Source organism: Achromobacter deleyi, from assembly GCF_016127315.1.
Lineage (GTDB): Bacteria > Pseudomonadota > Gammaproteobacteria > Burkholderiales > Burkholderiaceae_B > Achromobacter > Achromobacter insuavis_A.
In genome coordinates, this window is the sequence record NZ_CP065997.1 from 663,706 (window position 1) to 684,355 (window position 20,650).

The 20,650-nt window shown below is 63.0% G+C and carries 19 protein-coding genes; 2 read left to right on the plus strand and 17 right to left on the minus strand.

The annotated features are described in order from the left end of the window. Window positions 1-4 precede the first annotated feature (4 nt). The 16 genes from trbJ to I6I07_RS02920 form a co-directional block, all read right to left on the minus strand. Complete coding sequence (gene trbJ, locus I6I07_RS02845) at window positions 5-760, minus strand: P-type conjugative transfer protein TrbJ (protein ID WP_180188357.1); 756 nt, start codon at window positions 758-760, stop codon at window positions 5-7. Beyond that, on the minus strand, window positions 757-3,216 hold the full coding sequence (gene trbE, locus I6I07_RS02850; protein ID WP_049405246.1) for a conjugal transfer protein TrbE: 2,460 nt from the start codon (window positions 3,214-3,216) through the stop codon (window positions 757-759). Before trbE ends, trbJ begins: the two co-directional genes overlap by 4 nt. 14 nt (window positions 3,217-3,230) lie before the next feature. Next, on the minus strand, window positions 3,231-3,503 hold the full coding sequence (locus I6I07_RS02855; protein WP_020230337.1) for a VirB3 family type IV secretion system protein: 273 nt from the start codon (window positions 3,501-3,503) through the stop codon (window positions 3,231-3,233). Beyond that, the gene (locus tag I6I07_RS02860) at window positions 3,500-3,877 is read right to left on the minus strand and encodes a TrbC/VirB2 family protein (RefSeq protein WP_012204563.1); all 378 of its coding nucleotides are present in this window, start codon (window positions 3,875-3,877) and stop codon (window positions 3,500-3,502) included. Before I6I07_RS02860 ends, I6I07_RS02855 begins: the two co-directional genes overlap by 4 nt. Further along, a complete protein-coding gene (gene trbB, locus I6I07_RS02865) occupies window positions 3,874-4,908 on the minus strand; it encodes a P-type conjugative transfer ATPase TrbB (protein WP_033460280.1) in 1,035 nt (344 codons plus the stop codon). Before trbB ends, I6I07_RS02860 begins: the two co-directional genes overlap by 4 nt. After that, complete coding sequence (locus tag I6I07_RS02870) at window positions 4,905-5,369, minus strand: ribbon-helix-helix protein, CopG family (RefSeq protein WP_033460283.1); 465 nt, start codon at window positions 5,367-5,369, stop codon at window positions 4,905-4,907. The genes trbB and I6I07_RS02870 overlap by 4 nt, the downstream gene beginning before the upstream one ends. Next, a complete protein-coding gene (locus tag I6I07_RS02875) occupies window positions 5,366-7,366 on the minus strand; it encodes a conjugal transfer protein TraG (protein WP_033460286.1) in 2,001 nt (666 codons plus the stop codon). The genes I6I07_RS02870 and I6I07_RS02875 overlap by 4 nt, the downstream gene beginning before the upstream one ends. Window positions 7,367-7,582: 216 nt before the next feature. Further along, window positions 7,583-7,810, minus strand: coding sequence for an EexN family lipoprotein (locus I6I07_RS02880; protein ID WP_049405256.1), 228 nt, complete (start codon window positions 7,808-7,810; stop codon window positions 7,583-7,585). A 25-nt stretch (window positions 7,811-7,835) separates the two neighbouring features. Beyond that, window positions 7,836-8,750: a LysR family transcriptional regulator gene (locus I6I07_RS02885; RefSeq protein WP_012204568.1), complete on the minus strand. Its 915-nt coding sequence runs from the start codon at window positions 8,748-8,750 to the stop codon at window positions 7,836-7,838. Window positions 8,751-8,792: 42 nt separating this feature from the next. Next, the gene (locus tag I6I07_RS02890) at window positions 8,793-9,215 is read right to left on the minus strand and encodes a diacylglycerol kinase (RefSeq protein ID WP_012204569.1); all 423 of its coding nucleotides are present in this window, start codon (window positions 9,213-9,215) and stop codon (window positions 8,793-8,795) included. An 11-nt stretch (window positions 9,216-9,226) separates the two neighbouring features. After that, window positions 9,227-10,900 (minus strand): phosphoethanolamine transferase, encoded by a 1,674-nt coding sequence (locus I6I07_RS02895; protein ID WP_012204570.1) that lies wholly within the window; start codon window positions 10,898-10,900, stop codon window positions 9,227-9,229. Further along, window positions 10,897-11,685 carry a phosphatase PAP2 family protein gene (locus tag I6I07_RS02900; RefSeq protein WP_232625885.1) on the minus strand — a complete coding sequence of 263 codons (789 nt, stop codon included), beginning with the start codon at window positions 11,683-11,685 and terminating at the stop codon, window positions 10,897-10,899. The genes I6I07_RS02895 and I6I07_RS02900 overlap by 4 nt, the downstream gene beginning before the upstream one ends. After that, window positions 11,666-12,964 carry a TolC family protein gene (locus tag I6I07_RS02905; RefSeq protein WP_225971084.1) on the minus strand — a complete coding sequence of 433 codons (1,299 nt, stop codon included), beginning with the start codon at window positions 12,962-12,964 and terminating at the stop codon, window positions 11,666-11,668. Before I6I07_RS02905 ends, I6I07_RS02900 begins: the two co-directional genes overlap by 20 nt. Next, window positions 12,961-13,281: a DUF3240 family protein gene (locus I6I07_RS02910; RefSeq protein WP_003056157.1), complete on the minus strand. Its 321-nt coding sequence runs from the start codon at window positions 13,279-13,281 to the stop codon at window positions 12,961-12,963. Before I6I07_RS02910 ends, I6I07_RS02905 begins: the two co-directional genes overlap by 4 nt. Next, a complete protein-coding gene (locus I6I07_RS02915; RefSeq protein WP_049405260.1) occupies window positions 13,278-16,373 on the minus strand; it encodes an efflux RND transporter permease subunit in 3,096 nt (1,031 codons plus the stop codon). Before I6I07_RS02915 ends, I6I07_RS02910 begins: the two co-directional genes overlap by 4 nt. 13 nt (window positions 16,374-16,386) lie before the next feature. Then, on the minus strand, window positions 16,387-17,610 hold the full coding sequence (locus I6I07_RS02920; protein WP_012204574.1) for an efflux RND transporter periplasmic adaptor subunit: 1,224 nt from the start codon (window positions 17,608-17,610) through the stop codon (window positions 16,387-16,389). Window positions 17,611-17,920: 310 nt separating this feature from the next. Here I6I07_RS02920 and I6I07_RS02925 point away from each other — a divergent pair, with 310 nt between their 5' ends. Further along, complete coding sequence (locus I6I07_RS02925; RefSeq protein WP_012204575.1) at window positions 17,921-18,472, plus strand: cytochrome b; 552 nt, start codon at window positions 17,921-17,923, stop codon at window positions 18,470-18,472. A gap of 41 nt (window positions 18,473-18,513) precedes the next feature. Further along, on the plus strand, window positions 18,514-19,221 hold the full coding sequence (locus I6I07_RS02930; protein ID WP_012204576.1) for a VIT1/CCC1 transporter family protein: 708 nt from the start codon (window positions 18,514-18,516) through the stop codon (window positions 19,219-19,221). A 13-nt stretch (window positions 19,222-19,234) separates the two neighbouring features. On the opposite strand, the gene I6I07_RS02935 is transcribed toward I6I07_RS02930, so the two are convergent. Beyond that, a complete protein-coding gene (locus I6I07_RS02935; protein ID WP_180189899.1) occupies window positions 19,235-20,647 on the minus strand; it encodes a sensor histidine kinase in 1,413 nt (470 codons plus the stop codon). Between the last annotated feature and the right edge of the window lie 3 nt (window positions 20,648-20,650).

Consider the following 20,650-nt stretch of genomic DNA (forward strand, 5'->3'; position numbering starts at 1 on the left):
TCCGTCAGCGGTTGTAGAAATTGACGGGCTGCGGCGTGTACGGCGTGCCTTCGCCCAGGAAACGGCGCGTCACCTCGCGCCCGCGCTCCGTGGCCGCCGCCTGCCGCGCCAGTTCCAGCGCGGCCGCGCGGTCTTGCGTGATCTGGAGCCGCTGCGTCTGGATCGACTGCTTGGCCTGCAAGGCCAGCAACTGGTTCATGGCCTGCATTGCTTGCAGCGCACCCTCGGCCGACTGGCTCTTGCCCACGAGGTCGGCCAGCACGCTTTCGTCGTCGCTCAGGTTCTGCGATGCCTGGGCCTGCATCTGCATGGTGGTTTGCAGGCCGTTGAGCGTGTTCTTCCAACGCTCCTGCGCATCGATGTACATCTGATTGCCGCTCACCGTGGCGGCGTACTTCTCGGGATACAGGCGCGCGAACTCGCGGTCGATGCTCGTCACGTCGTAGGCCAAGCCCTTGGCCTGCGCGATCAACCGCTGGGTGGTCGCCAGGTTCGCGCGCAACTGGCCGACCACGCTGGACGGCAGGCTGGCCAGGTTGCGTGCCTGGTTGATGAGCATCTGCGCTTCGTTCTGGAGCTGGCGGATCTGGTTGTTGATCTGCTCCAGCGTGCGCGCAGCCGTCATCGTGTTCTGAATCAGATTGGTCGGGTCGAGCACGATGTCGCCGACGCCGAACAAGGCATGCGCGGGCTGCGCGATGCCGAAGGCGAGCACGCAGACAGCGGTCAGCGCGGCGAGTTTGGGGGTATGCAATTTCATGGCTGGTTCTCCTGGGGGTGGTCAGCGGTACGGAGGGAACCCGGCGCGAGGCCGGGGAACGAGGGCAGCAGGTCAGCCGCCCAATCGAGGCCGCGATGGCGCAGCCAGGCGCCCGCGAAGCCGGGCACGCCGGCGTCGGCCAGCACGCGGTCTATGTCTCGCTGGTCTTGCGGCGTGGAAGCGCCCGCGAAGGCCAGCGTCGCCGGCCCCAGGTCGAGGTCGAACACGCGGTTGCCGAGGCGGGATTGGTAGTAGTAGTCGCGCTTGGGCTGCGCGGTGGCTACGATCTCGATCTGCCGGCTGTTGAGGCCGAAGCCCTCGTAGATCGTGCGAATCTGCGGTTCGGTCGCTTGCGGGTTCGGCAAGAAAATCCGACTCGCGCAGCTTTCGATGATGGCCGGCGCGATGGCCGAGTCCTTCACGTCCGCGAGCGACTGCGTTGCGAAGATCACGCTGACGTTCTTCTTGCGCAGCGTCTTGAGCCACTGGCGGATGCGCGCCGCAAACACCGGGTCGTCGAGGAACAGCCACGCTTCATCAAGGATCAGCAGCGTGGGCGCACCATCCAGCCGCTCCTCGAAGCGCGCGAACAGGTAGCGCAGCACCGCGAGCACAGCGGCCTTGCTGTGCATCAGCTCCTCCATCTCGAACGCCTGCACATCGGCCGTGCCGAGGCGGTCATGGTCGGCATCCAGCAGCCTGCCGTGCGCGCCGCCCAGGACGTAGGGCGCGAGTGCCTGGCGCAACGTGTTCGATTGCAGCAACGCCGTCAGGCCCGTGAGCGTGCGCTGCTCCACCGGCGCGCTGGCCAGGCTCCCCAGCGCAGACCAGATGGCCGCCTTCTCGTCCGGGCCGACGGCCGCGCCTTCGTGCAGCAGGCGGCCTTCCACCCATTCGCTGGCCCAGGTGCGGTAGCCCTCGCGGTCGATGCGTGCGAGCGGCTGGAAGGCGATCTCGTCATCCGCGCCCAGGTCGTAGTGCTCGCCGCCCATGCCCAGGATGGCCGCACGGATCGAACGCCCCATGTCGAAGGCGAAGATGCGCGAGCCGCGATAGCGGCGGAACTGAATCGCCATCGTCGCCAGCAACACCGACTTGCCCATGCCGATGGGGCCAACCACCAGCGTGTTGCCCACGTCGCCGATGTGCGTCACCAGCCGGAACGGCGTCGCGCCGTCTGTGCGCGTGACGATCAGCGGCGGGCCATCGAGATGCGCATTGCGCTCCTGGCCGGCCCATACCGCCGACACCGGCATCATGTGCGCCAGGTTCAGCGTCGAGACGATGGGCTGGCGCACATTCGCATAGGCGTTGCCGGGGATCGAGGACAGCCACGCATCCACGGCGTTCAAGGTTTCGGGGATCGTCACGAAACCCCGGCCCTGAATCACACGCTCCACCATCCGCAGCTTCTCGTCGGCCACAGTAGCGTCTGCATCCATGACAGTGACGGTCGCCGTCAGGTAGCCGAAGGCGACTTGATCGCTGCCCAGCTCCTGCAACGCAGCATCCGCATCGGCGGCCTTGTTGTTGGCGTCGGTATCGACCAGCGGGCTTTCCTGCTGGAAAATCGTTTCGCGCAGCAGCGCGATGATGTTCTTGCGCTTGGCGAACCACTGGCGGCGCAGGCGCCCCAACTCCCGTTCCGCCTCAGCTTTGTCCAGGCAGAGAAAGCGCGTACTCCAGCGATACGCAAAGCCCAGGCGGTTGAGGTCGTCCAGAATCCCCGGCCAGGTCGAAGTCGGAAAGCCTCGCACCGACACCACGCGCAGGTGCTGGTCGCCCAGCATGGGCGACAGGCCGCCGACCAGCGCGGAGTCCGTCAGCAGCGCGTCGATATGGAACGGCACTTCGGGCACGCCGACGCGGTAGCGTCGCGTCGAGACGGTCGCGTGCAGGTAGGTTAGCGTCTGGCTGTCGTCCAACCAGGCGATCTCCGGCATCACGCCGTCGAGCAGGTCAAAGACGCGATCCGTCTCTGCGACGAAGGCCGTCAGACGCTCGCGCCAATCCACGCCTTCGGTGGGCCGGTTCTCGTACAGCATCCCCGCCGCGCGGGCGCGCGATTCCTCTGGCGGCAGGTACACCAGCGTCAGGTGGTAGCAGCTCTCGAAGTGATTGCCCGAGTCCTCAAACGTGGCGCGGCGTTCCTCATCGACCAGCCAGGACAACGGTTCGGGGAAATCAGAGTGCGGGTAGTGGGCGGCGGCGCGGCGCTCGGCTTCGATGAACAGCGCCCAGCCCGAACCCAGGCGGCGCAGCGCGTTGTTCAAGCGCGCCGACGTGGCGATCAGCTCGCCTTGCGTCGCGCTGTCAAGGTCGGGGCCACGAAAGCGCGCCGTGCGCTGGAAGCTGCCGTCCTTGTTCAAGACGACGCCCGGCGCCACCAGTCCGGCCCAGGGCAGCCAGTCGGCGAGCAAGGCCGGGCGCTGGCGGTATTCGGCGAGGTTCAGCATCGCGGCGTCCTCCCCTACACGTCCAACAGCGGGCGGTGCTTGATGTGCCGGGCGAACACGGCCATGAACTGCGGATCGACGCGCGCGCCCCACATCGCCAGCGAATGGCCGACGATCCAGAGCACGACACCGGGAATCCACAGTTGCAGGCCCAGCCCGACAGCGGCGGCCAACGTGCCGTTGGCAATCGCCACGGTGCGCGGCGCGCCGCCCAGCAGAATCGGCTCGGTCAGCGAGCGATGCAGCGGCACCTCGAACCCGGCCGCGAAGGTGTCCGGGGCACTCATACGACGGCCCCGCCCGAGAAGCTGAAGAACGACAGGAAGAAGCTCGAAGCCGCGAACGCGATGGACAGGCCAAACACGATCTGGATCAGCTTGCGAAAGCCGCCCGACGTGTCACCGAACGCGAGCGCGAGGCCCGTGGCGATGATGATGATGACCGCGACGATGCGCGCCACCGGCCCCTGGATGGATTCGAGGATGGATTGCAGCGGGCCTTCCCAGGGCATCGAGGAGCCGGCGGCCTGCGCAGTGCCCGCAAGCAGCAGCATGAAGGCAGCGAGCATCAAGCCTTGCATGGCCGGGCGAGCCAGGCCATCCAGCCGTGCGGGCCGAGGAAGCGGATTTGCGGAAATACGGAAAGCATCAACGTGCGTCATGGCAGTTCTCCAGAGTGGTCAGGGGACAGGGAGGAAAAGTCGGACTGCGGCAGCAGCTCCGGGAATGGAGCCTCCAGCGCATCCGCCAGGTGGTAGCCCACGCCATCGAAGCCGACGACGCGGGCGATGCTCTCGATGCGGCGCTTGCGCCCGCGCCCGGCGATGTGGATGACCACGTTGACCGCTTCCGCGATCAGCGCGCGGGGCGGGTTCACCGCCACTTCGAGAATCAGTTGCTCCAGGCGCAGCAGCGCGCCCAGCGCGGAGCCGGCATGGATCGTGGCAATGCCGCCCGGATGGCCGGTGCCCCACACCTTGACGAGATCCAGCGCCTCGGCGCCGCGCACCTCGCCGACGACCACGCGATCCGGGCGCAGGCGCATGGACGAGCGCACCAGCTCGGTCATGGACACCACGCCCGCGCGCGTGCGTAGCGGCACGTGGTCGCGGGCCGCGCATTGCAGCTCCACCGTGTCTTCAAGCACCAGCACGCGGTCGCCCGTCGCGGCGATTTCGGCCAGCAGCGCATTGGCGAGCGTGGTCTTGCCGCTGCTGGTAGCCCCGGCGATCAACACGTTCTGTCGCTCGCGCACGGCGCGAACGAGAAAGCCCGCCTGCGCGCTGGTCATCATTCCGTCGATGACGTACCGCTCCAGCGGAATCACGCCGATGGCGCGCTTGCGCAGCGCGAAGGCCGGCCCCGGCGCAGCGGGCGGCAGGATGCCTTCGAAGCGTTCGCCCGTCTCGGGCAGCTCGGCGGACAGCAGCGGCTGGCCGCGATGCACTTCCGCGCCGACGTGGGCGGCGACGAGGCGAATGATCCGCTCGCCATCGGCTTCGGACAGCTCCACCCCCATCGGTGCGCGGCCTGACGAAAGCCGGTCGACCCACAAGGTTCGATCCGGGTTGAGCATCACTTCCACCACGTCCGGGTCTTCGAGCGCGGCGGCGATCAGCGGCCCCATCGCCGTGCGCAGCATCTGAATGCGGCGGTCGAGCGAGGTGGCGAAGGACGAAGGCGCGGCGCTCATGAGGCACGCTCCTGCGCTTCGGCAACTGCCGCCGCGTCATCCATCCGCATCGGGTCGGGGTGCAGTTCCTCTACCACGTCGCGCACCAGGCTGCGCCCGCGCAGCAGGTGACGGCCCAACTGCTCCACGAACTGCTCGAACCGCGCCTTGCCCTGGGCACGTGCCGCGTCTTGGTGCGCCTCGGGAACTGGCGTGCTGACCGTGAGGAAGTAGCGGATGAACAGCGCCAGCGTTTCGATTTGGATGTTCTGGTCGCGCTCCAGCCGCTCGGCCTGGCGCGACAGGCGATCCAGCCGCTTGGCGATGGCGGCCTCGCGCTGGTCTGCCGCGTCCGGCGACAGCCAGGACGCCAAGGCAGCGGCGACGATGGACGACTTGGACACGCCTTTCTTGGCGGCCAGTTCGTCCAGGCGCTTGGCGTGCTCCGGCTGGATGAACAGGTTAAGGCGGTAGTGGCTCATAGCTCGATTCCGTCGTTGGGGTCGAGGGAAGCCAGCCGGGCCGTGCGCTGCATGGCCGGATCAAGCTGGCGTGGAAGGGGAAGCGGCAGGTCGTCGTCGTCATCGAACAGCGCGAGGTCGGCTGCGGACGCGGCCAGATCGGGGTCATAGGCGACGGCTTCGGAGAGTTCGGGCTGACGGCGCGGGCCGCCGTCGTCGGTACTGCCCAGCTCATCAGCAGGAGCGGGAGCCGGTGCGGCGGGCATGGCGGGAATCGCCAGCCCGCTCCAGTCGTCGGGCCGCGAGGGCGGCGCGTCGGCGTACTGCCCGTCCACCAGCACGGGTGGCGGCAGCACGCGGGGCTTGAAATTGGCGTCCGCGTAGTAGCGCAGCTTCTTCGCACGGATCGGCGCCACGCTGGACACCATCACCACAGCGTCACCGGGCGGAAGCTGCATCACTTCGCCCGGCGTCAGCAGCGGACGTGCGGTTTCCTGGCGCGACACCATCAGGTGGCCGAGCCACGGCGCGAGCCGGTGGCCCGCGTAGTTGCGCTGGGCGCGCAGCTCGGTGGCCGTACCCAGCGTCTCGGAAATCCGTTTGGCGGTGCGCTCGTCGTTCGTGGCGAACGTCACGCGCACATGGCAGTTGTCGAGGATCGAATGGTTCTGCCCATACGCCTTGTCGATCTGGTTCAGGCTTTGGGCGATGAGGAAGCTGCGGATGCCATAGCCCGCCATGAAGGCCAATGCCGTCTCGAAGAAGTCCAGGCGCCCAAGCGCCGGGAACTCGTCGAGCATCAGCAGCAGCTTGTGGCGGCGCGCGATGCCGTCGGAGCCATCGAGCGATTCCGTCAGCCGCCGCCCGATCTGATTGAGGATCAGGCGGATCAGCGGCTTCGTCCGCGAAATATCCGAAGGCGGCACCACGAGGTACAGCGACACCGGATGCTCGGCCGCGATCAGGTCGGCGATGCGCCAATCGCAACGCGACGTGACTTCGGCCACCGTGGGATCACGGTACAGGCCGAGGAACGACATGGCGGTGCTCAACACGCCGGAGCGTTCGTTGTCCGACTTGTTGAGCACTTCGCGCGCCGCCGAGGCCACGACCGAATGCGGGCCATCGCCGAGATGCGGCGTGGTCATCATCCGGTGCAAGGTCAGCTCGAACGGGCAAGCCGGGTCGGAGAGGAAGTTGGCGACGCCGCGCAGCGTCTTGTCTTCGCCCGCGTAGAGCACATGCAGGATGGCGCCGACCAGCAGCGCGTGCGAGGTCTTTTCCCAATGGTTGCGCCGCTCCAGCGCGCCTTCGGGATCGACCAGAATGTCCGCGATGTTCTGCACGTCGCGCACTTCATGCGCGCCGCGCCGCACCTCCAGCAGCGGGTTGTAGGCCGCCGACTTCGCATCGGTCGGGTTGAACAGCAGGCAGTGGCTGAACCGACTGCGCCAGCCTGCGGTGATCTGCCAGTTCTCGCCCTTGATGTCGTGGATGACGGCCGAGGCCGGCCAGGACAGCAGCGTCGGCACCACCAGGCCAACGCCTTTACCGCTGCGCGTGGGTGCGAAGGTCAGGACGTGTTCCGGCCCTTCATGCCGCAGGTACTGACGGTCGTGCTGGCCGAGGAACACGCCGGCCGGCTGCGTGAGTCCCGCCTTGCGAATGTCATCCGCGTTCGCCCAGCGGGCCGAGCCGTAAGTCGTGACCAGGCGCGATTGCCGCGAGCGCCAGATCGACATGCCAATCGCCACCAGCACGGCGACGAGACCACTGCCGCCCGCAATAGCGCCGCCGATGTCGAACACGCGGGGCGCGTAGGCATCGAAGAAGAACCACCACTCGAACAGTCGCCACGGGTGATAGACCGGCGTGCCTAGAAAATCGAACCACGGCGAGCCAAGGCGTAGTTGATAGCCCAGGGCCGCTGCCGTCCATTGTGTGGCGCTCCACACACCGGCGATCACGATGCCGAATACCACGGCGATCTGACCGAACAGCACGTTCGTCCCTTGCATAACCTCGCCTCCGATCACGGCACACGGAGGTGCCGCAGCACTGAGGATCAAGGCGTGCGTACAGGCCGGTCAAAGGCCGTTATGGCTGTGATTTAGGCCGAAAAAGCCAGATTTCTTGCAGGGTCGAAAGCCATAAGAACGCAGCGTGCGCGAGCACGTTGCGGCGTGACGAGGTCACGGCGAGAACTTTGTCGCTACGAAGCGACTACAACAAGGTTATTTGGATTTCTGCTCAGGTCGATCACCGAAGAAGCGGCGATTGGCGGCTTCGGCCGCACGGCGGCAAAGTTCATCGCCGACCTTCGCACGATCCTCCTTGCATTGCCGTTGAATCTCCTTGATGCGCTCGGGATGCGCCGCGAGGAAATCCACGGTTTCCGAAGGTTGAGACGAGCCACATGCGGTCAGTGCGACGGTCAGCATCAGTAGCATCACTCTGTTCATGATTCCAGTCCTTTCGTCGGATGGTTCAGGCATCGTCGGCAGCGTCGATACCGTCTGCCGAATCAATGAAGGCCACACGCTCGATGAACCGAGCCAGCATCTCGGACGGCTCCGCATCGCGGCGTAGCAGATAGGTCGTAAGCATGTATGGCTTGCCTGCCAAGCGGCGGGCCACGACACCCGGCTCGCGGCTGGAGGCGATATGCGCCTCGCCCGCTAGGCCCAAAGCCAGGCCAGCGGAAACCAGCGTCATCATCACGTCGAAGGTTGCCACGCGCTGCGCAATCAGCGGCTCCTGATCGAGCTTGCGCAGAAAACGATCGATCTGCCGCGCGTGGCCTTCGCAGACCGCCGGGTCGCCCAGTGCCAACGGATAGCGCAGCACTTCTTTCAGCGGAACCTGTTTGAAGGCGAGCACGGGATGGCGGGCTGGCACCGCTACCATCAGTTCATCTTCCCAAGCAGGTGTGACCAAGATACCATCGCCTCCATCCTCTGCCATCGAAAAACCTACGTCATACAGATCTTCATGCAAACCCTTGATCTGCAGCCCGAGCGGCACCTCAAACAGACGCATCTCAACTTCAGGGTCCTCTTCACGGCATCGCGCCAGCAAAGTTGACAATCGTGTGGGTGTTACACCATCAGACAAGGCAATGCGTAACTGGCCTAAAAATCCGTTGGTGGCCGACTTGACGCCATCACGGGCCTGATCCAATGCGGTAAAAATGCGCGGGACATGCTCCAAAAGCTGTCGCCCGGCACGGGTTAGTTGAGTGCTTCGGGTAGTACGAATGAATAAACGAGCACCAAGTTCCTCTTCTAATTCTTTGATAGTGCGTGAAAGTGGAGATTGGTCGATATGTAGTCGTTCAGCGGCGCGAGCGAAATGAAGTTCCTCCGCAACGATGAGAAAGCAGCGAAGATGTCGAAGCTCCATTGTGCTCACTCCACTTTAATTCGTCTAATTTCATTTGCGCGGCTAATTAATCAGCCTTTGCCAGAGTGCTGACAGCCAAACCCCCCCGGTCAGCAAAGTGGCTAACAGCACGGCAGCGCTTCCCATGTCCTTTGCACGCTTTGATAGCTCATGCCATTGAGGGCCAATACGATCAATCGCCGATTCCACAGCAGTATTGAGTAGCTCCACAATCATCAAAATAAGGATACTTCCTGAGAGAAGAGCGACTTCGACCCATCCCTGCCCCAACCAGAAGGCCAATGGGACCAACACAAAGGAAAATACTGACTCAAGTCTAAAGGCCGGCTCATTCCATCCAGCGCGCAATCCCTGAATTGAGTAATGGGACGCATGCCAAATTCTCAATATTCCTCGGCGAGATTTTTGTTTATTTTCGAATGCGGACATGGAATCAGCTGCGATTGTGTGTTTTTTATCTTTCATGAGAACAACTCTTATATATTCTTATCATCACAGCCAAAGAAAAAATCGAAATTCCTATCGTACTCACTTGTTTTAACCTGCATTAGCCCCAAGACAGACGAAAACAATGCGTCGTGATCCGCATAAGAGCGGGCTCGCTCACTCAAACAGCCAATATTCAGCCCGCGACTTTGCGTAAACGTTGAAGAGAACCACATAACCAAAGGAACACGAGTCTGCTCTTGTGGAGCAATCGCATAAGGCATGCCGTGCAGAAAAAGACCCTTCTCGCCCAGGGATTCGCCGTGATCCGAGACGAATATCATAGCTGTGTCGTAGTCGGAAAGCCCCTGCAATTGTTTGATGGCTCGGCTTAGGAAATGATCTGTGTAGAGAATAGCGTTGTCGTAGCTATTCACGATCTGTTCGCGGGTGCATTTCCCCATTTCCGGTGTGTCGCATGTTGGGATGAATTTGCGATACGCTGCTGGGTATCGTTGAAAGTAGCTGGGGCCATGATTTCCAATCTGGTGCAAAAAAATCACACGATCACCGGGAATTTTGCGAGCCTGAGCTGGTAAGTCTTCAAGCAAAATCTCATCGAAACACCGACCATCAACGCATAAAGAGGGACTTTGTGCGTTCCCTAGACGTTGATTTTCGAGACCATCGCACACCCCTTTGCAACCTGACTGGTTATCCCTCCATAAGGTGGTAATACCAGCACGCTCCAGAACATGCAGTAAGGATTGGTGTGAACGAATCTTGTCCTCATCGTAGTTTCGGCGACCAAAGGACGAGAACATGCAAGGCACAGAAACCTCGGTGTTAGTTCCACAGGAGTGCATGTCGGAGAAATTGATCACACCTATCTGAGCCAATTGAGGCGTTGTTTCGCGTGCATAGCCGTTCAATCCCCAGTTTTGGGCGCGAGCCGTCTCGCCTACGACAAAGACTAATAAACGTGGCCGACTGCCTTCGGGCCTGACTGTTGCAACGGCATCAGCTCCAATGGTTTTCTTTTCGGCGGACTGCGTGATAGAGGAACCTTTTAGTGCCTTCGGTAAGCCCACCAGATAGTTTCCCGGTGTAATCAAGTATCGAACTTCGCGATGATTTCTCATCAGTGCGGACATGTCCTGAAATGACAGCATGACACCGACCGAAATCATCAGTGCCGAAAACAGCATTAATCCCATACGCCACACGGTTGCTTTCAGCCAAGTACGCCCGACCAATCGGATTCGCCAAAGCAAAATAATCGGCACTACTGCCAGTTGGCTTAGTGGAGCAATCAATGCAGGCGTCAGTAGCTCGCGACTTTCCTTGAAGTCTGTGGCTAGAACATTGCGCAACATGCTCGAATCGAGGTAGATATGAAAGCTGCGCATGTAGTGTGTTGCGAGGGCAGAGGCAACAAACAGCACCGCAAGTAAAACCCTGGCATTCCAGCGCCATACAACCAAACTCAACAGCAGACTGTGTATTCCCACCAGAAACAGCAGTACGGATGTGCCCATGCGTAGACTGGACTGGACGCCTAAGGCGCTACTCCAAAATAGACCATTGCAGGCCAGTGCAAAGAAAATACTGGTCATCAAGATCAGCCACTCGACGCTGCATTGTGGTCGCCAATGGCTTAGGTTCTTGAGGTTTGCAGTTCTGAATCGCGGCACCAGACCGAGAGCCTGTTTGAAAGTTCTCATGCTTGGAACCCCGATGAATGGACATCGCCTGAGCCACCAACAAACCAGCGTTGCCAGACCATGAAAAGACCCAAGGCAACGACCCAACAAATCAGGAGTGTCCACAAGTCATGAGAAAGGAAATGGGCTCCGCGCACCTGCTGGGTCCATCCAAAGATGGCACCTATCATCAAACCTGCGGCCAAGGCCATCCAACGCCAGGCAGGACGAACCATCAAGGTAAAGAAATAGAGGCTGACCCATGCATATCCGGCACTTGCATGCCCTGCGGGAAAGCACACACCGCGCGGCATACCGGGCGGGCGTGTTTCAAACAGGCCCACAAACACTCGCGCTCCGCCATAGCGCACCAAGTTCCAGGGGCAATCCATGTTAGTGAACGATTTCAGCGCCGAAACCATCAGTGCCGCGATCACGTACGCACAAAAAAGATACAGTAGCGGCCAGCGTAGGTGTGCTGTGCAATTGTTGCTACGTTTTTTTCTCCAAGCCCAGATGCACGTTGCTGCAACCACAATTGCCAGCAAGGTGGAAAGATTCTTCCCACCCCGATGCAGCAGGTTGTTGGTTAGCCAGGCATCCCGCAAAGCCCATCGGCTGCCCTGCAAGCGATAGAGATGATCGGCGACCCAGAAGTCCCCACCGCCATCCATCAATAGACTGCTGATGATCAGCGCCGCACCCGCTGGTAGCGCTAAATGAGTGATTAAGAATCGAGGTGCGAATAGTGCGTTGGATAGTGGGGCGTTGCCCAGTAGTCGGAATTCATTGGGGGGCATCGGCATGTGCCTCCTTCGAATGCCACAGCGCATGCGCATCGATACGCACCAGTGCCGATGCTTGCAGCGCATCGACGCGAACCTGTGCCTCGGCTAGTCGTGTCTGGCGCAGGTTGCGCAGCGTCAAAAGGTATTCGGCCAAGGGGGCCTCTCCCAATTCCCAAGCCCGCCGCGTGCGGTTGCTGGCCGTGGTCTGCGCGGCCAGCGCCTGCGTGAATGATTGCCACTGCGTGCGCTTACTATCCGCTGCTTGCACGGCGACCCACGCACCTTGCTCCACCGCGCGCCGCACGCCGAGCGCCTCGGCCTCTGCGGCCGCCGCGTTGGCGCTTTCCGTGGCGGCCATTGCACTGCGATAGTCCGTGCCAAATGGCACCGTCAAGACAACGCCAATGACACGTTCCGCCCCGCCGCGTTCAGACATCATGCGTACCCCGACGGTGGGGTCGGGCGTGCGGTTGGCGCGAGCGCGCTCGGCCACCTTGGCAAGGCGAGCCGCCTCTCCATCGGCAATGCCGATTTCGACGCTTTGTCGCACAATTCGCGCCAGCCACTCCTGTACCCCGCCCGGCAAGGGATCGGGATCTGGCAGGGTGGATGGCCGTGCGGGAATCTCAATGCCGGGGAACTCAATCACCAACGTCTGTCGTGCTTCCCGTTCTGCATCGCGCGCGGCGCTAACCTGGGCCGCAAGCAGTGCGCGTTCGGCTTGCAAAACGTCGCTGTCCCGCCGCGCGGCATCGCCCAGGGCCACGCGCCGGGCCATTGCTTCCTGCTCACGAATAAGCAACTTTTCCTGCGCTTGCATCTCGTCAGCCACGATGAAACTGCGCAGCCATCCGGCCCAGACTTCCAGCAGTCGCCTTGCCATCTGGTGCTCGGCATCTTCAAGGCGCATACCGGCCACGCCGCGGGTGCGGCTGCCGATCTCCCGATCCAGACGCGCCTTGTTTGGCAAGCGAACAGCACGGCTGAGCTGGATTTCCCATTCGTTGTAGCGATGCGCTTCGTTGGTCACGTTGCGACGTTGTAGGCCGCTACTGAGTTCAAACTCGTGGCTACCGGCTTCAAGGGCGCTTTGCGTGGCAGCAGCCGCGTCCAAGCGAGCGGCTGCGGCATTCACGACCGGCTGGGTTTTCATCGCTGCTTCGACTTGCACCTGCGCAGGTAGCCAGGAGAGATCATCGGCGCGCGCTTGCGCGGGATGAAATGTCAAAACCGCGATAGCCACCATGACGGCACCAGCCGGTAGTACCAGGCTGCATCCTTTGTTTTTACTCGTCATACCAGTCTTCCACTTGCCAACACCGACTCCACCCACCAGCGGACATCGCTAGACGCGATGCGCTGGCGCAGATGCGCCAGGACCTGTTCCAGTTGTTCGTATTCGATCAACACCCAGATGACGCGCCGATCCACACGGCCGCGAACCTTCTCGCGAATGGACGCGCGCGCGAAGTCGCCGGTATGCCCTTCGGCGTGCAACAGGGTGAACCCTGGCAGCACCGGGTCGGCCATCAGGGCATCGGTGACGGCGTCTTCGAGCGTGGGTGGAAACACCAGATTCAGGCGCACCAGTTGCGCTTCTTTCAATCCGTTCATGCGTGGACTCCTTGTTGTGAGGAGATGGCCTGGCCGAATCGCCGGTACAGCACCGGCAGCAGGACCAGGGTCAGCGCCGTGGAACTGACCAGTCCGCCAATCACCACGATGGCGAGTGGGCGCTGGATCTCAGAGCCAGGGCCACTGGCCAGCAGCAGGGGCACCAGGCCAAAGGCGGTGATGGAAGCCGTCATCAGCACGGGGCGCAGCCGTCGCAGCGAACCTTCGCGCACCACCTGTTCCATGGGCAGGCCTAGCGCGTGCAGGTGGTTGAAGTGCGTCACCAGCACCAATCCGTTGAGCACGGCGATGCCCAGCAGCGCGATGAAGCCGACCGAAGCAGGCACCGACAGGTACTGCCCCGACAGCCACAGCGCTGCCACGCCGCCGACCATGGCAAACGGCACGTTGCCGAGGATGAGCGCGGCCTGCCGCACCGAGCCGAAGGTCATGAACAGCACGAAGAAAATCAGCCCCAGGGCCACCGGCACCACCATGCCTAGGCGGGCCGCTGCACGTTGCTGGTTCTCAAACTGCCCGCCCCATTCGACGCGGTAGCCGGGCGGCAGCGGCACGTCGCGCGCCACGGCTTCGCGCGCTTCATCTACGAAGCCGACCAGATCGCGCCCGCTCACGCTGGACTGGATCAGCGCGAAGCGCGAACCGTTCTCGCGCCGCACCAGCACGGGGCCATCGGTGGTGGCGATGCGCGCCAGCGAGGCTAGGGGGATCTCGCCCTGATCGCCACGGGCGAGCTGCAAGTCCTTGAACCGCTCGGCCGATCCGCGCAGCCGGGCATCCCCGCGCACCACGATGGGCGTGCGCCTGTCCGGCTCGATCACCAGCCCGGCCGGCACGCCTTCGAGCTGCGCACGCAGCTCGTCCTGAACCTGCGTCACGGCCAGTCCGGCGCGACCGGCCGCCTGCGCATCCACCTTCACCTGCAGGTATTCCACGCTGTCGCTGGCCTGGGTGAGCACGTCGCGCGCACCGGGCACTTTCTCGATGCGAGCGGCCATGCGCTGCGCCAGATCGCCCAGCGTTTGCAGATCAGGGCCGAACAGCTTGACGGCCACGTCGCCCCGGCTGCCGGTGAGCATTTCCGAGATGCGCATCTCGATGGGCTGGGTAAAGCCGAATTCCAGGCCGGGGAAGGCATCCATCACCTTGCGTATCTCGGCACTCAACGCGTCCTTGTCGGCTGCATGCCAATCCTTGCGCGGTGCGAGCTGCATGAACAGGTCGGTTTCGTTCAGGCCCATCGGGTCGAGCCCCAGCTCGTCCGAGCCCACCCGCCCGATGCTGTGCCGCACCTCGGGCACCGCCGCACCGATGGCCTTCTGCACCGCCAGGTCAATCTCCAGCGAGCGCTGCAACCCAATGGACGGCGGCTTTTGCAGTTGCAGCAGGATATCGCCCTCATCCATCGTCGGCATGAACGCCTTGCCCGTGCCGAGGTAGGCCACCACACCCAATGCCAGGGCCGCGATAGCGACCGCCGATGCGCGTAGCGGGTGGTGAAGCGCAGCCTCCAGCAGCGGTTGGTACAGGCGCGTGGCCCAGCGCATCACCCACGGCTCGGTGTGCGCGTGTTCCTTGAGGAGCAGCGAGGCCAGCACCGGCACCAGCGTGAGCGACAGCAGCAGCGAGACGCCCAGGGCGAACACGATGGTCAGCGCCACCGGCACAAACAGTTTGCCTTCCAACCCTTGCAGCGTGAGCAGGGGCATGAAGGTCAGACAGATGATGAGGATGCCCGAGGCCACAGGCATGGCGACCTCGCGCGCCGCGGCGAATATGCGGTGCAGGCGCGGCTGGTGCGCACTGGGCGCGTGCGGGTCGAGCCGACTGACGGCGTTTTCCACCACCACCACGGCAGCATCCACCAGCATGCCGATGGCGATTGCGAGCCCACCCAGGCTCATCAGGTTGGCGCTCATGCCGACAAGGCGCATCAGCAAGAAGGTACCCAGCGCCGCCAAAGGCACCATCACCGCCACCACCAGCGCGGCGCGAAGCTCGCCGAGGAACAGAAGCAGCAGGATGACGACCAGTACCGTCGCTTCCAGCAAGGCGCTTTCCACCGTGCCCACGGCGCGCTCGATCAGCGTGCTGCGGTCATAGAACGGCACCACCTTGACGCCGGGCGGCAGGCTGGGAGCCACCTCGTCCAGCCGGGCGCGAATGGCCTTCACGAGCGCCGAAGCATCGGCCCCGCGCAGCGCCACCACGATGCCTTCCACCGCTTCGCCCGCGCCGTCCCGGGTGACTGCGCCATAGCGAGTCACGCCTTCGATGCGCACCTGGGCCACGTCGCCCAGGCGAACTGGGGCCGTGCCATTGGCCCCCGCGCGCAGGATCAGACGGGATAAATCGTCCAAAGTGTGGATCGCGCCTTCGGCGCGCACGATCAGCGTGTCCTCGCCCGCATCCAGGCGGCCCGCGCCGTCGTTGCGGTTGTTGCGGCCGATCGCAGTGATGACGTCCGAGAAGCCGAGGCCCGCAGCGGAAAGCCGCGCGCGATCAGGCACCACGGCAAAGCTCTTGGCTTCGCCGCCCAGCACGTTGACATCGGCAACGCCGGGCAGCGTGCGCAGGGCCGGGCGCAGCGTCCAGTCCAGCAGGGCGCGCCGCTCGCTCAGCGTGAGGCTGCCGCCTTCGATGGTGAACATGAACACGTCTGACAGCGGCGTCGAAATCGGTGCCAGCCCGCCGCTGACGCCGTCGGGCAGACTGCCCGAAACACCGGCATAGCGTTCAGCCACCTGCTGACGCGCCCAGTAGATGTCGCTGCCTTCGGCGAAGTCCAGCGTGATGTCGGCGATGGCGTACTTGGCCGTGGAGCGCAGCATCACGCCCCGCGGCACGCCGAGCAACTCCATCTCCAGCGGCGTGATCACGCGCGACTCCACCTCCTCGGGCGTCATGCCAGGGGCCTTGATAATCAGCTTGACCTGCGTTGGGGAAATGTCCGGATAGGCGTCGATCGGCAGTTGCAGGAAGGCCGCCAGGCCCGCACCCGCCAAAGCCAGCACGCCAAGCAGTACCAGCGCACGTTGGCGCAGGGAAAATTCAATCAGACGGGACAACATGCGTGGTCGCCCCTCATTGCAATGGAATGATGGATTTGAGCAGTGCCGTACCGCGCACGACGACCTGCATGCCTGCCGCAAGCGGCGCAGTGTCTGGCGAGACGGCACGCACGGCGCTTGACGCCTCTGATTCGTCTTGCCCCAGCAGTTGCACCGGAACAGCGCGGACGTGTAGGTCGCCTTGCTTGTCTTGCGATGACGGCTCAGCAACGTAGAGCACGTGGGCGCTGCCCGCTGGCAGCAGTGCGGACGATGGCACGCTCAAGGTGCCCTGCGGTGCTGGCAGCAACAGCGCGACACTGATCTGCTGCCCGGCCGCATAGCGGTCTGCCCCTGCCTGATCTGCATCGACGCGGGCACGTACCCGCAGGCTCTGACTACTGAGGTCAGTGTCGCCACCAACAGCCGTCACGCGAGCGATCGTGCCATCGGGAAGACGCACTTCCAAGCCTGGGTGGAGATCCGAGCGCCAGCGCAGCGGAACCGCGACGCTGACATCCAGCGGACCAGGCTGAGCCACTATAAAGGCGATGTCGAGCGGCGCAACCGCCTGCCCGAGGCTCAGGTGACGACGCATCACTCGCCCGGACAAAGGCGCCAGCAATTCATACTCGCCGGCCTGCCCGCCGCTAACGGGTCGAAGCCGTGCGAGGGCGCCATTGGCCTCTTGCAACGTACTTTGCGCAGCCGCCGCGCGCGCCTGGGTTTGCTCGTTGCGCGTGGCTGGGATGATGCCCTCGGCCAATAGCGTGGCATCGCGCCGGGCCTGCGCCGCGGCCACCGCCGCTTCGGTGCGGGCACGCGCCAGATCAGCCTGCGAAGCCAGAACGTCCTTGCTCTGGATGCGCGCCAGCGCCTGTCCTTGGCGCACTGCGGTGCCTTCATCGACCAGAACGCGCGTCACCACACCGCCATAGGGCGCCACGACCTGCGCGCTGGCCGAGAGTGGTGCCACCGTCTGCGCGGGTAAGCCATCCAGCGGTATCACTGCGGCATCCTTGACGAGTGCGGTTTCCACACCCTGCGCGTGAAGCTGAGCGGCGTTGAGGTGAACGCCGCCAGCGTTCGGTTGGGCGACAGCCTCGCTCGCGTCTCTATCGGCCACGGTTGTCTGCTGCGTTGTCCAAGCCCACCAGCCGTACCCTACGGCAGCTAGAACTGCCACACTGACGGCGGACAGGGCCAAGGTCTTGGTTCGGCTGGCGGTGCCCGCCGCTTTCAAGGTCGGGAAGCTCATGCTTGTGCCGCCCCAAACGACGTAGAGCAGAGTAGAAAGCACACAGCGCGGATTGAAAATCCGTCGCATATGAAGCGGTGCGCGAGGTTAATGAGGCGAAACATGCGGTCGATCTCTTGTAAAAGATCGGCTCATGTTCTTCGGTGAAGCTTTGAGAAAGCTTTGGAGAAAGCGAAATTTGCTCAGTACGATGTATTTCGGCGAAACGCCTGCTTTGAGCAGCAAGCAATCGATAAACTGACTTTTCAGTAACTTGCTCTGATATGCTAGCGGTGCGCCTTTGCTACCTCAAACATCGGAGCTATACACCATGAATGTCAGGAATTCCGAATACCGTTTCAGTCCTTTGGTCATAGGACTGCATTGGCTGACTGTGCTTCTCATCATCGCGGTCTATGCGAGCATGGAGCTGCGCGGACTGGCACCCAAGGGCGCCTTGAGAGACGCCATGAAGTCCTTGCACTACCTGCTGGGCCTCAGCGTTCTGGTGATCGTCGTGATCCGTATCGGGGTGCGCATCCAGGCGGGCGTGAAGCCCGCGATCCAACCACCCATGCCACGCTGGCAGGCCACGCTCGCCGATGTCATGCACTATGCGCTCTACAGCTTCATGCTCGCCATGCCGCTGCTCGGATGGCTCACCTTGAGTGCGGCGGGCAAGCCGATTGTTCTGTTTGGCTTGCCCATTCCCTCTCTGATCGGCACCGACGTTGCTTTGTCGCGCCAACTCAAGGATGTCCATGAGGCGCTGGCGACATTGGGCTATGTCTTGATCGGATCGCATGCGATGGCGGCGCTGTTGCACCACTACGTCATGCGTGACAACACACTGGTTCGCATGCTTCCCGGTCGTCGCCCCTGACCTACTGGCCTCAGGCTGCTTTATATGGATTCGAATCTCCAATGACCAAATTTCACCACCGCGCCCACCCTGAAAGTCACCGCACTGAACATATCGGATGGCTGCGCGCCGCTGTTCTGGGTGCCAATGACGGCATCATTTCCACGGCCAGCCTGGTTGCAGGCGTGGCTGCTGCCCATGCAAGCCATGCCAGCATCATGACCACGGCCATCGCGGGGTTGGTAGCCGGTGCCATGTCCATGGCTGCAGGCGAGTTCGTGTCGGTCTATTCACAAGCTGATACGGAGAAGGCGGATTTGGCGCGGGAACGTGATGAACTGGAAAACAGTCCGGAAGCAGAGCATCGGGAACTAACGGCCATCTATGTCCGGCGTGGCCTGGATCATCGACTCGCGGATCAGGTCGCCACGCAATTGATGGCGCATGATGCGCTGGGCGCGCACGCGCGCGATGAATTGGGCATTTCTGAAACCTTGAGCGCTCGCCCGCTGCAAGCCGCCATGGCGTCCGCTGGGAGCTTCGCGGTGGGTGCGGCCATGCCGCTGGCCGTGGTTCTGTTGGCGCCGGAGCAGAGCCTGCTCTATTGGATCGTCGCGACGGCGATTGTCTTCCTGGCCCTTCTCGGCGCTGCGGCCGCTGCCGTGGGTGGTACGCCGCTCTTCAAAAGTGCGCTGCGCGTCGCGTTCTGGGGCACATTTGCCATGGCGGTGACAGCGGGCGTGGGAGCCATGTTCGGCACTGCGGTGTAGATCTGCGTCAATCTCAGAGCAGCGGTGGCCAAGGGCCAAGCCGCGCGGACAGCCGACCGTTGTCCAGTGAGAACGCCAGCGGCAGGTCTATGGCATGCGCGAGCGCCAGGGCCAGTGCAAGTCCCAGCCCGGCGTGGTGCGCCGTGCCACCTTCGGAATCCTTGCGCCAGAAGCGAAGTCCGAATTGATCCAGATCGGATGCCTGCAAATTGGGAGCTGTGTTGACGATGGTCAACATCCAGCCGGAAGCCGCGCGCTCCAGCCTACATTGAATGTCGTCGCCTTCGGGCGCGTATTCGATGGCATTGCGCAAGAGGTTGGAGACGATGCGTTCGATCACGCCCTGATCGCTTTGCACCCATGCCGATTCAGGCAAAGTCACACGGATAGGTGACTTGGGTGCCATTTGCTGGACGTTGAATCCCGCCAGCAACTCTTGCAGCAAAGCTGTTAGATCCAGAGGATCAAGCGCAAGTGTGTGTTGGCCGGATTCAAGCCGCGCCAACAACAGCAGAGTGTCCACACTGCGCTGCATGCGTGAACTGGCCTGGATCGTTGCATTCAGGGCGCGCTGGATTTGGGTCGGGTCGGCATCGATCAAAGCGCTTTCTGCGCTGATGCGGATTTCTGCCAAGGGCGTGCGCAACTCGTGGGCCACGTCGCGGGAGAAGCGGCGCTCGCGGGCAATGGCCGCATACAGGTGATGCAAGCCCTGATTGAAGGCTTCGGCAAACGGCCGCAGTTCGCGTGGAAAGTCCGCTCCGGTCCGCGCAATCGGCCGATCCGAACGCAGGTCGGCCAGTTGCACGCCGACGCGCTCCAGCATGACCACGATGCGCCGAACCATGAGCAGCGCCAGGCCTGTGGCCAGGAGCGTCGCCAGCACGATACCGCCCAGGAGCGTGAAGTGGATGCGCCGTTCGGTTTGATCCCAATCCCGACGTTCTGTTGCCACAACCAGCAATCGAGATTCCTCACCTCTTACCGGCACGCGCGTCGCCAGCGCGCGGCCCGCGTGGCCGTCCGGGAGTATCACGTCGTAGTAGCGTGGGGTGCCTTGCTCCACCGGTCCAAGCGCCAGCTCGGCCCCAGCACTGCTGGGCGAACGCAGCAAGGTCCGGTGGGTCTGCGAATCGAAGACCGTGAAGAACTCGGTATGCCCGCCAGGCTCGTATTCCGGCATGAGGCTTTCGAGCTTTCTCGCATCCAACTCCTGCAGCACGCGCCCCACCGCCGCTGATCGTTGCATCAGGGTGGTATCCATCCGTCGGTAGATTTCGTGGTCGATCCAGTAGTCGAGGACGGGAAACAGGATGGCGAAGGTTCCTCCAATGCAGATCACCAGGCTGGCAGCCAGCCGCCGCTGCAAGGACCAGGATCTGCCTTGACTCGCATCAGAGAGGGCTTCGGAATCGGGACGTACCATCGT

Coding starts and splice junctions, on each gene's coding strand:
- I6I07_RS02880 (WP_049405256.1), bottom strand. CDS start 7,810: ATGAACAGAGTGATGCTACTGATGCTGACCGTCGCACTGACCGCATGT.
- I6I07_RS02930 (WP_012204576.1), top strand. CDS start 18,514: ATGACCAAATTTCACCACCGCGCCCACCCTGAAAGTCACCGCACTGAA.
- I6I07_RS02870 (WP_033460283.1), bottom strand. CDS start 5,369: ATGAGCCACTACCGCCTTAACCTGTTCATCCAGCCGGAGCACGCCAAG.
- I6I07_RS02890 (WP_012204569.1), bottom strand. CDS start 9,215: ATGAAAGATAAAAAACACACAATCGCAGCTGATTCCATGTCCGCATTC.
- trbB (WP_033460280.1), bottom strand. CDS start 4,908: ATGAGCGCCGCGCCTTCGTCCTTCGCCACCTCGCTCGACCGCCGCATT.
- trbE (WP_049405246.1), bottom strand. CDS start 3,216: ATGCTGAACCTCGCCGAATACCGCCAGCGCCCGGCCTTGCTCGCCGAC.
- I6I07_RS02860 (WP_012204563.1), bottom strand. CDS start 3,877: ATGACGCACGTTGATGCTTTCCGTATTTCCGCAAATCCGCTTCCTCGG.
- I6I07_RS02925 (WP_012204575.1), top strand. CDS start 17,921: ATGAATGTCAGGAATTCCGAATACCGTTTCAGTCCTTTGGTCATAGGA.
- I6I07_RS02855 (WP_020230337.1), bottom strand. CDS start 3,503: ATGAGTGCCCCGGACACCTTCGCGGCCGGGTTCGAGGTGCCGCTGCAT.
- I6I07_RS02895 (WP_012204570.1), bottom strand. CDS start 10,900: ATGAGAACTTTCAAACAGGCTCTCGGTCTGGTGCCGCGATTCAGAACT.
- I6I07_RS02875 (WP_033460286.1), bottom strand. CDS start 7,366: ATGCAAGGGACGAACGTGCTGTTCGGTCAGATCGCCGTGGTATTCGGC.
- I6I07_RS02885 (WP_012204568.1), bottom strand. CDS start 8,750: ATGGAGCTTCGACATCTTCGCTGCTTTCTCATCGTTGCGGAGGAACTT.
- I6I07_RS02920 (WP_012204574.1), bottom strand. CDS start 17,610: ATGAGCTTCCCGACCTTGAAAGCGGCGGGCACCGCCAGCCGAACCAAG.
- I6I07_RS02900 (WP_232625885.1), bottom strand. CDS start 11,685: ATGCCGATGCCCCCCAATGAATTCCGACTACTGGGCAACGCCCCACTA.
- I6I07_RS02935 (WP_180189899.1), bottom strand. CDS start 20,647: ATGGTACGTCCCGATTCCGAAGCCCTCTCTGATGCGAGTCAAGGCAGA.
- trbJ (WP_180188357.1), bottom strand. CDS start 760: ATGAAATTGCATACCCCCAAACTCGCCGCGCTGACCGCTGTCTGCGTG.
- I6I07_RS02915 (WP_049405260.1), bottom strand. CDS start 16,373: ATGTTGTCCCGTCTGATTGAATTTTCCCTGCGCCAACGTGCGCTGGTA.
- I6I07_RS02910 (WP_003056157.1), bottom strand. CDS start 13,281: ATGAACGGATTGAAAGAAGCGCAACTGGTGCGCCTGAATCTGGTGTTT.
- I6I07_RS02905 (WP_225971084.1), bottom strand. CDS start 12,964: ATGACGAGTAAAAACAAAGGATGCAGCCTGGTACTACCGGCTGGTGCC.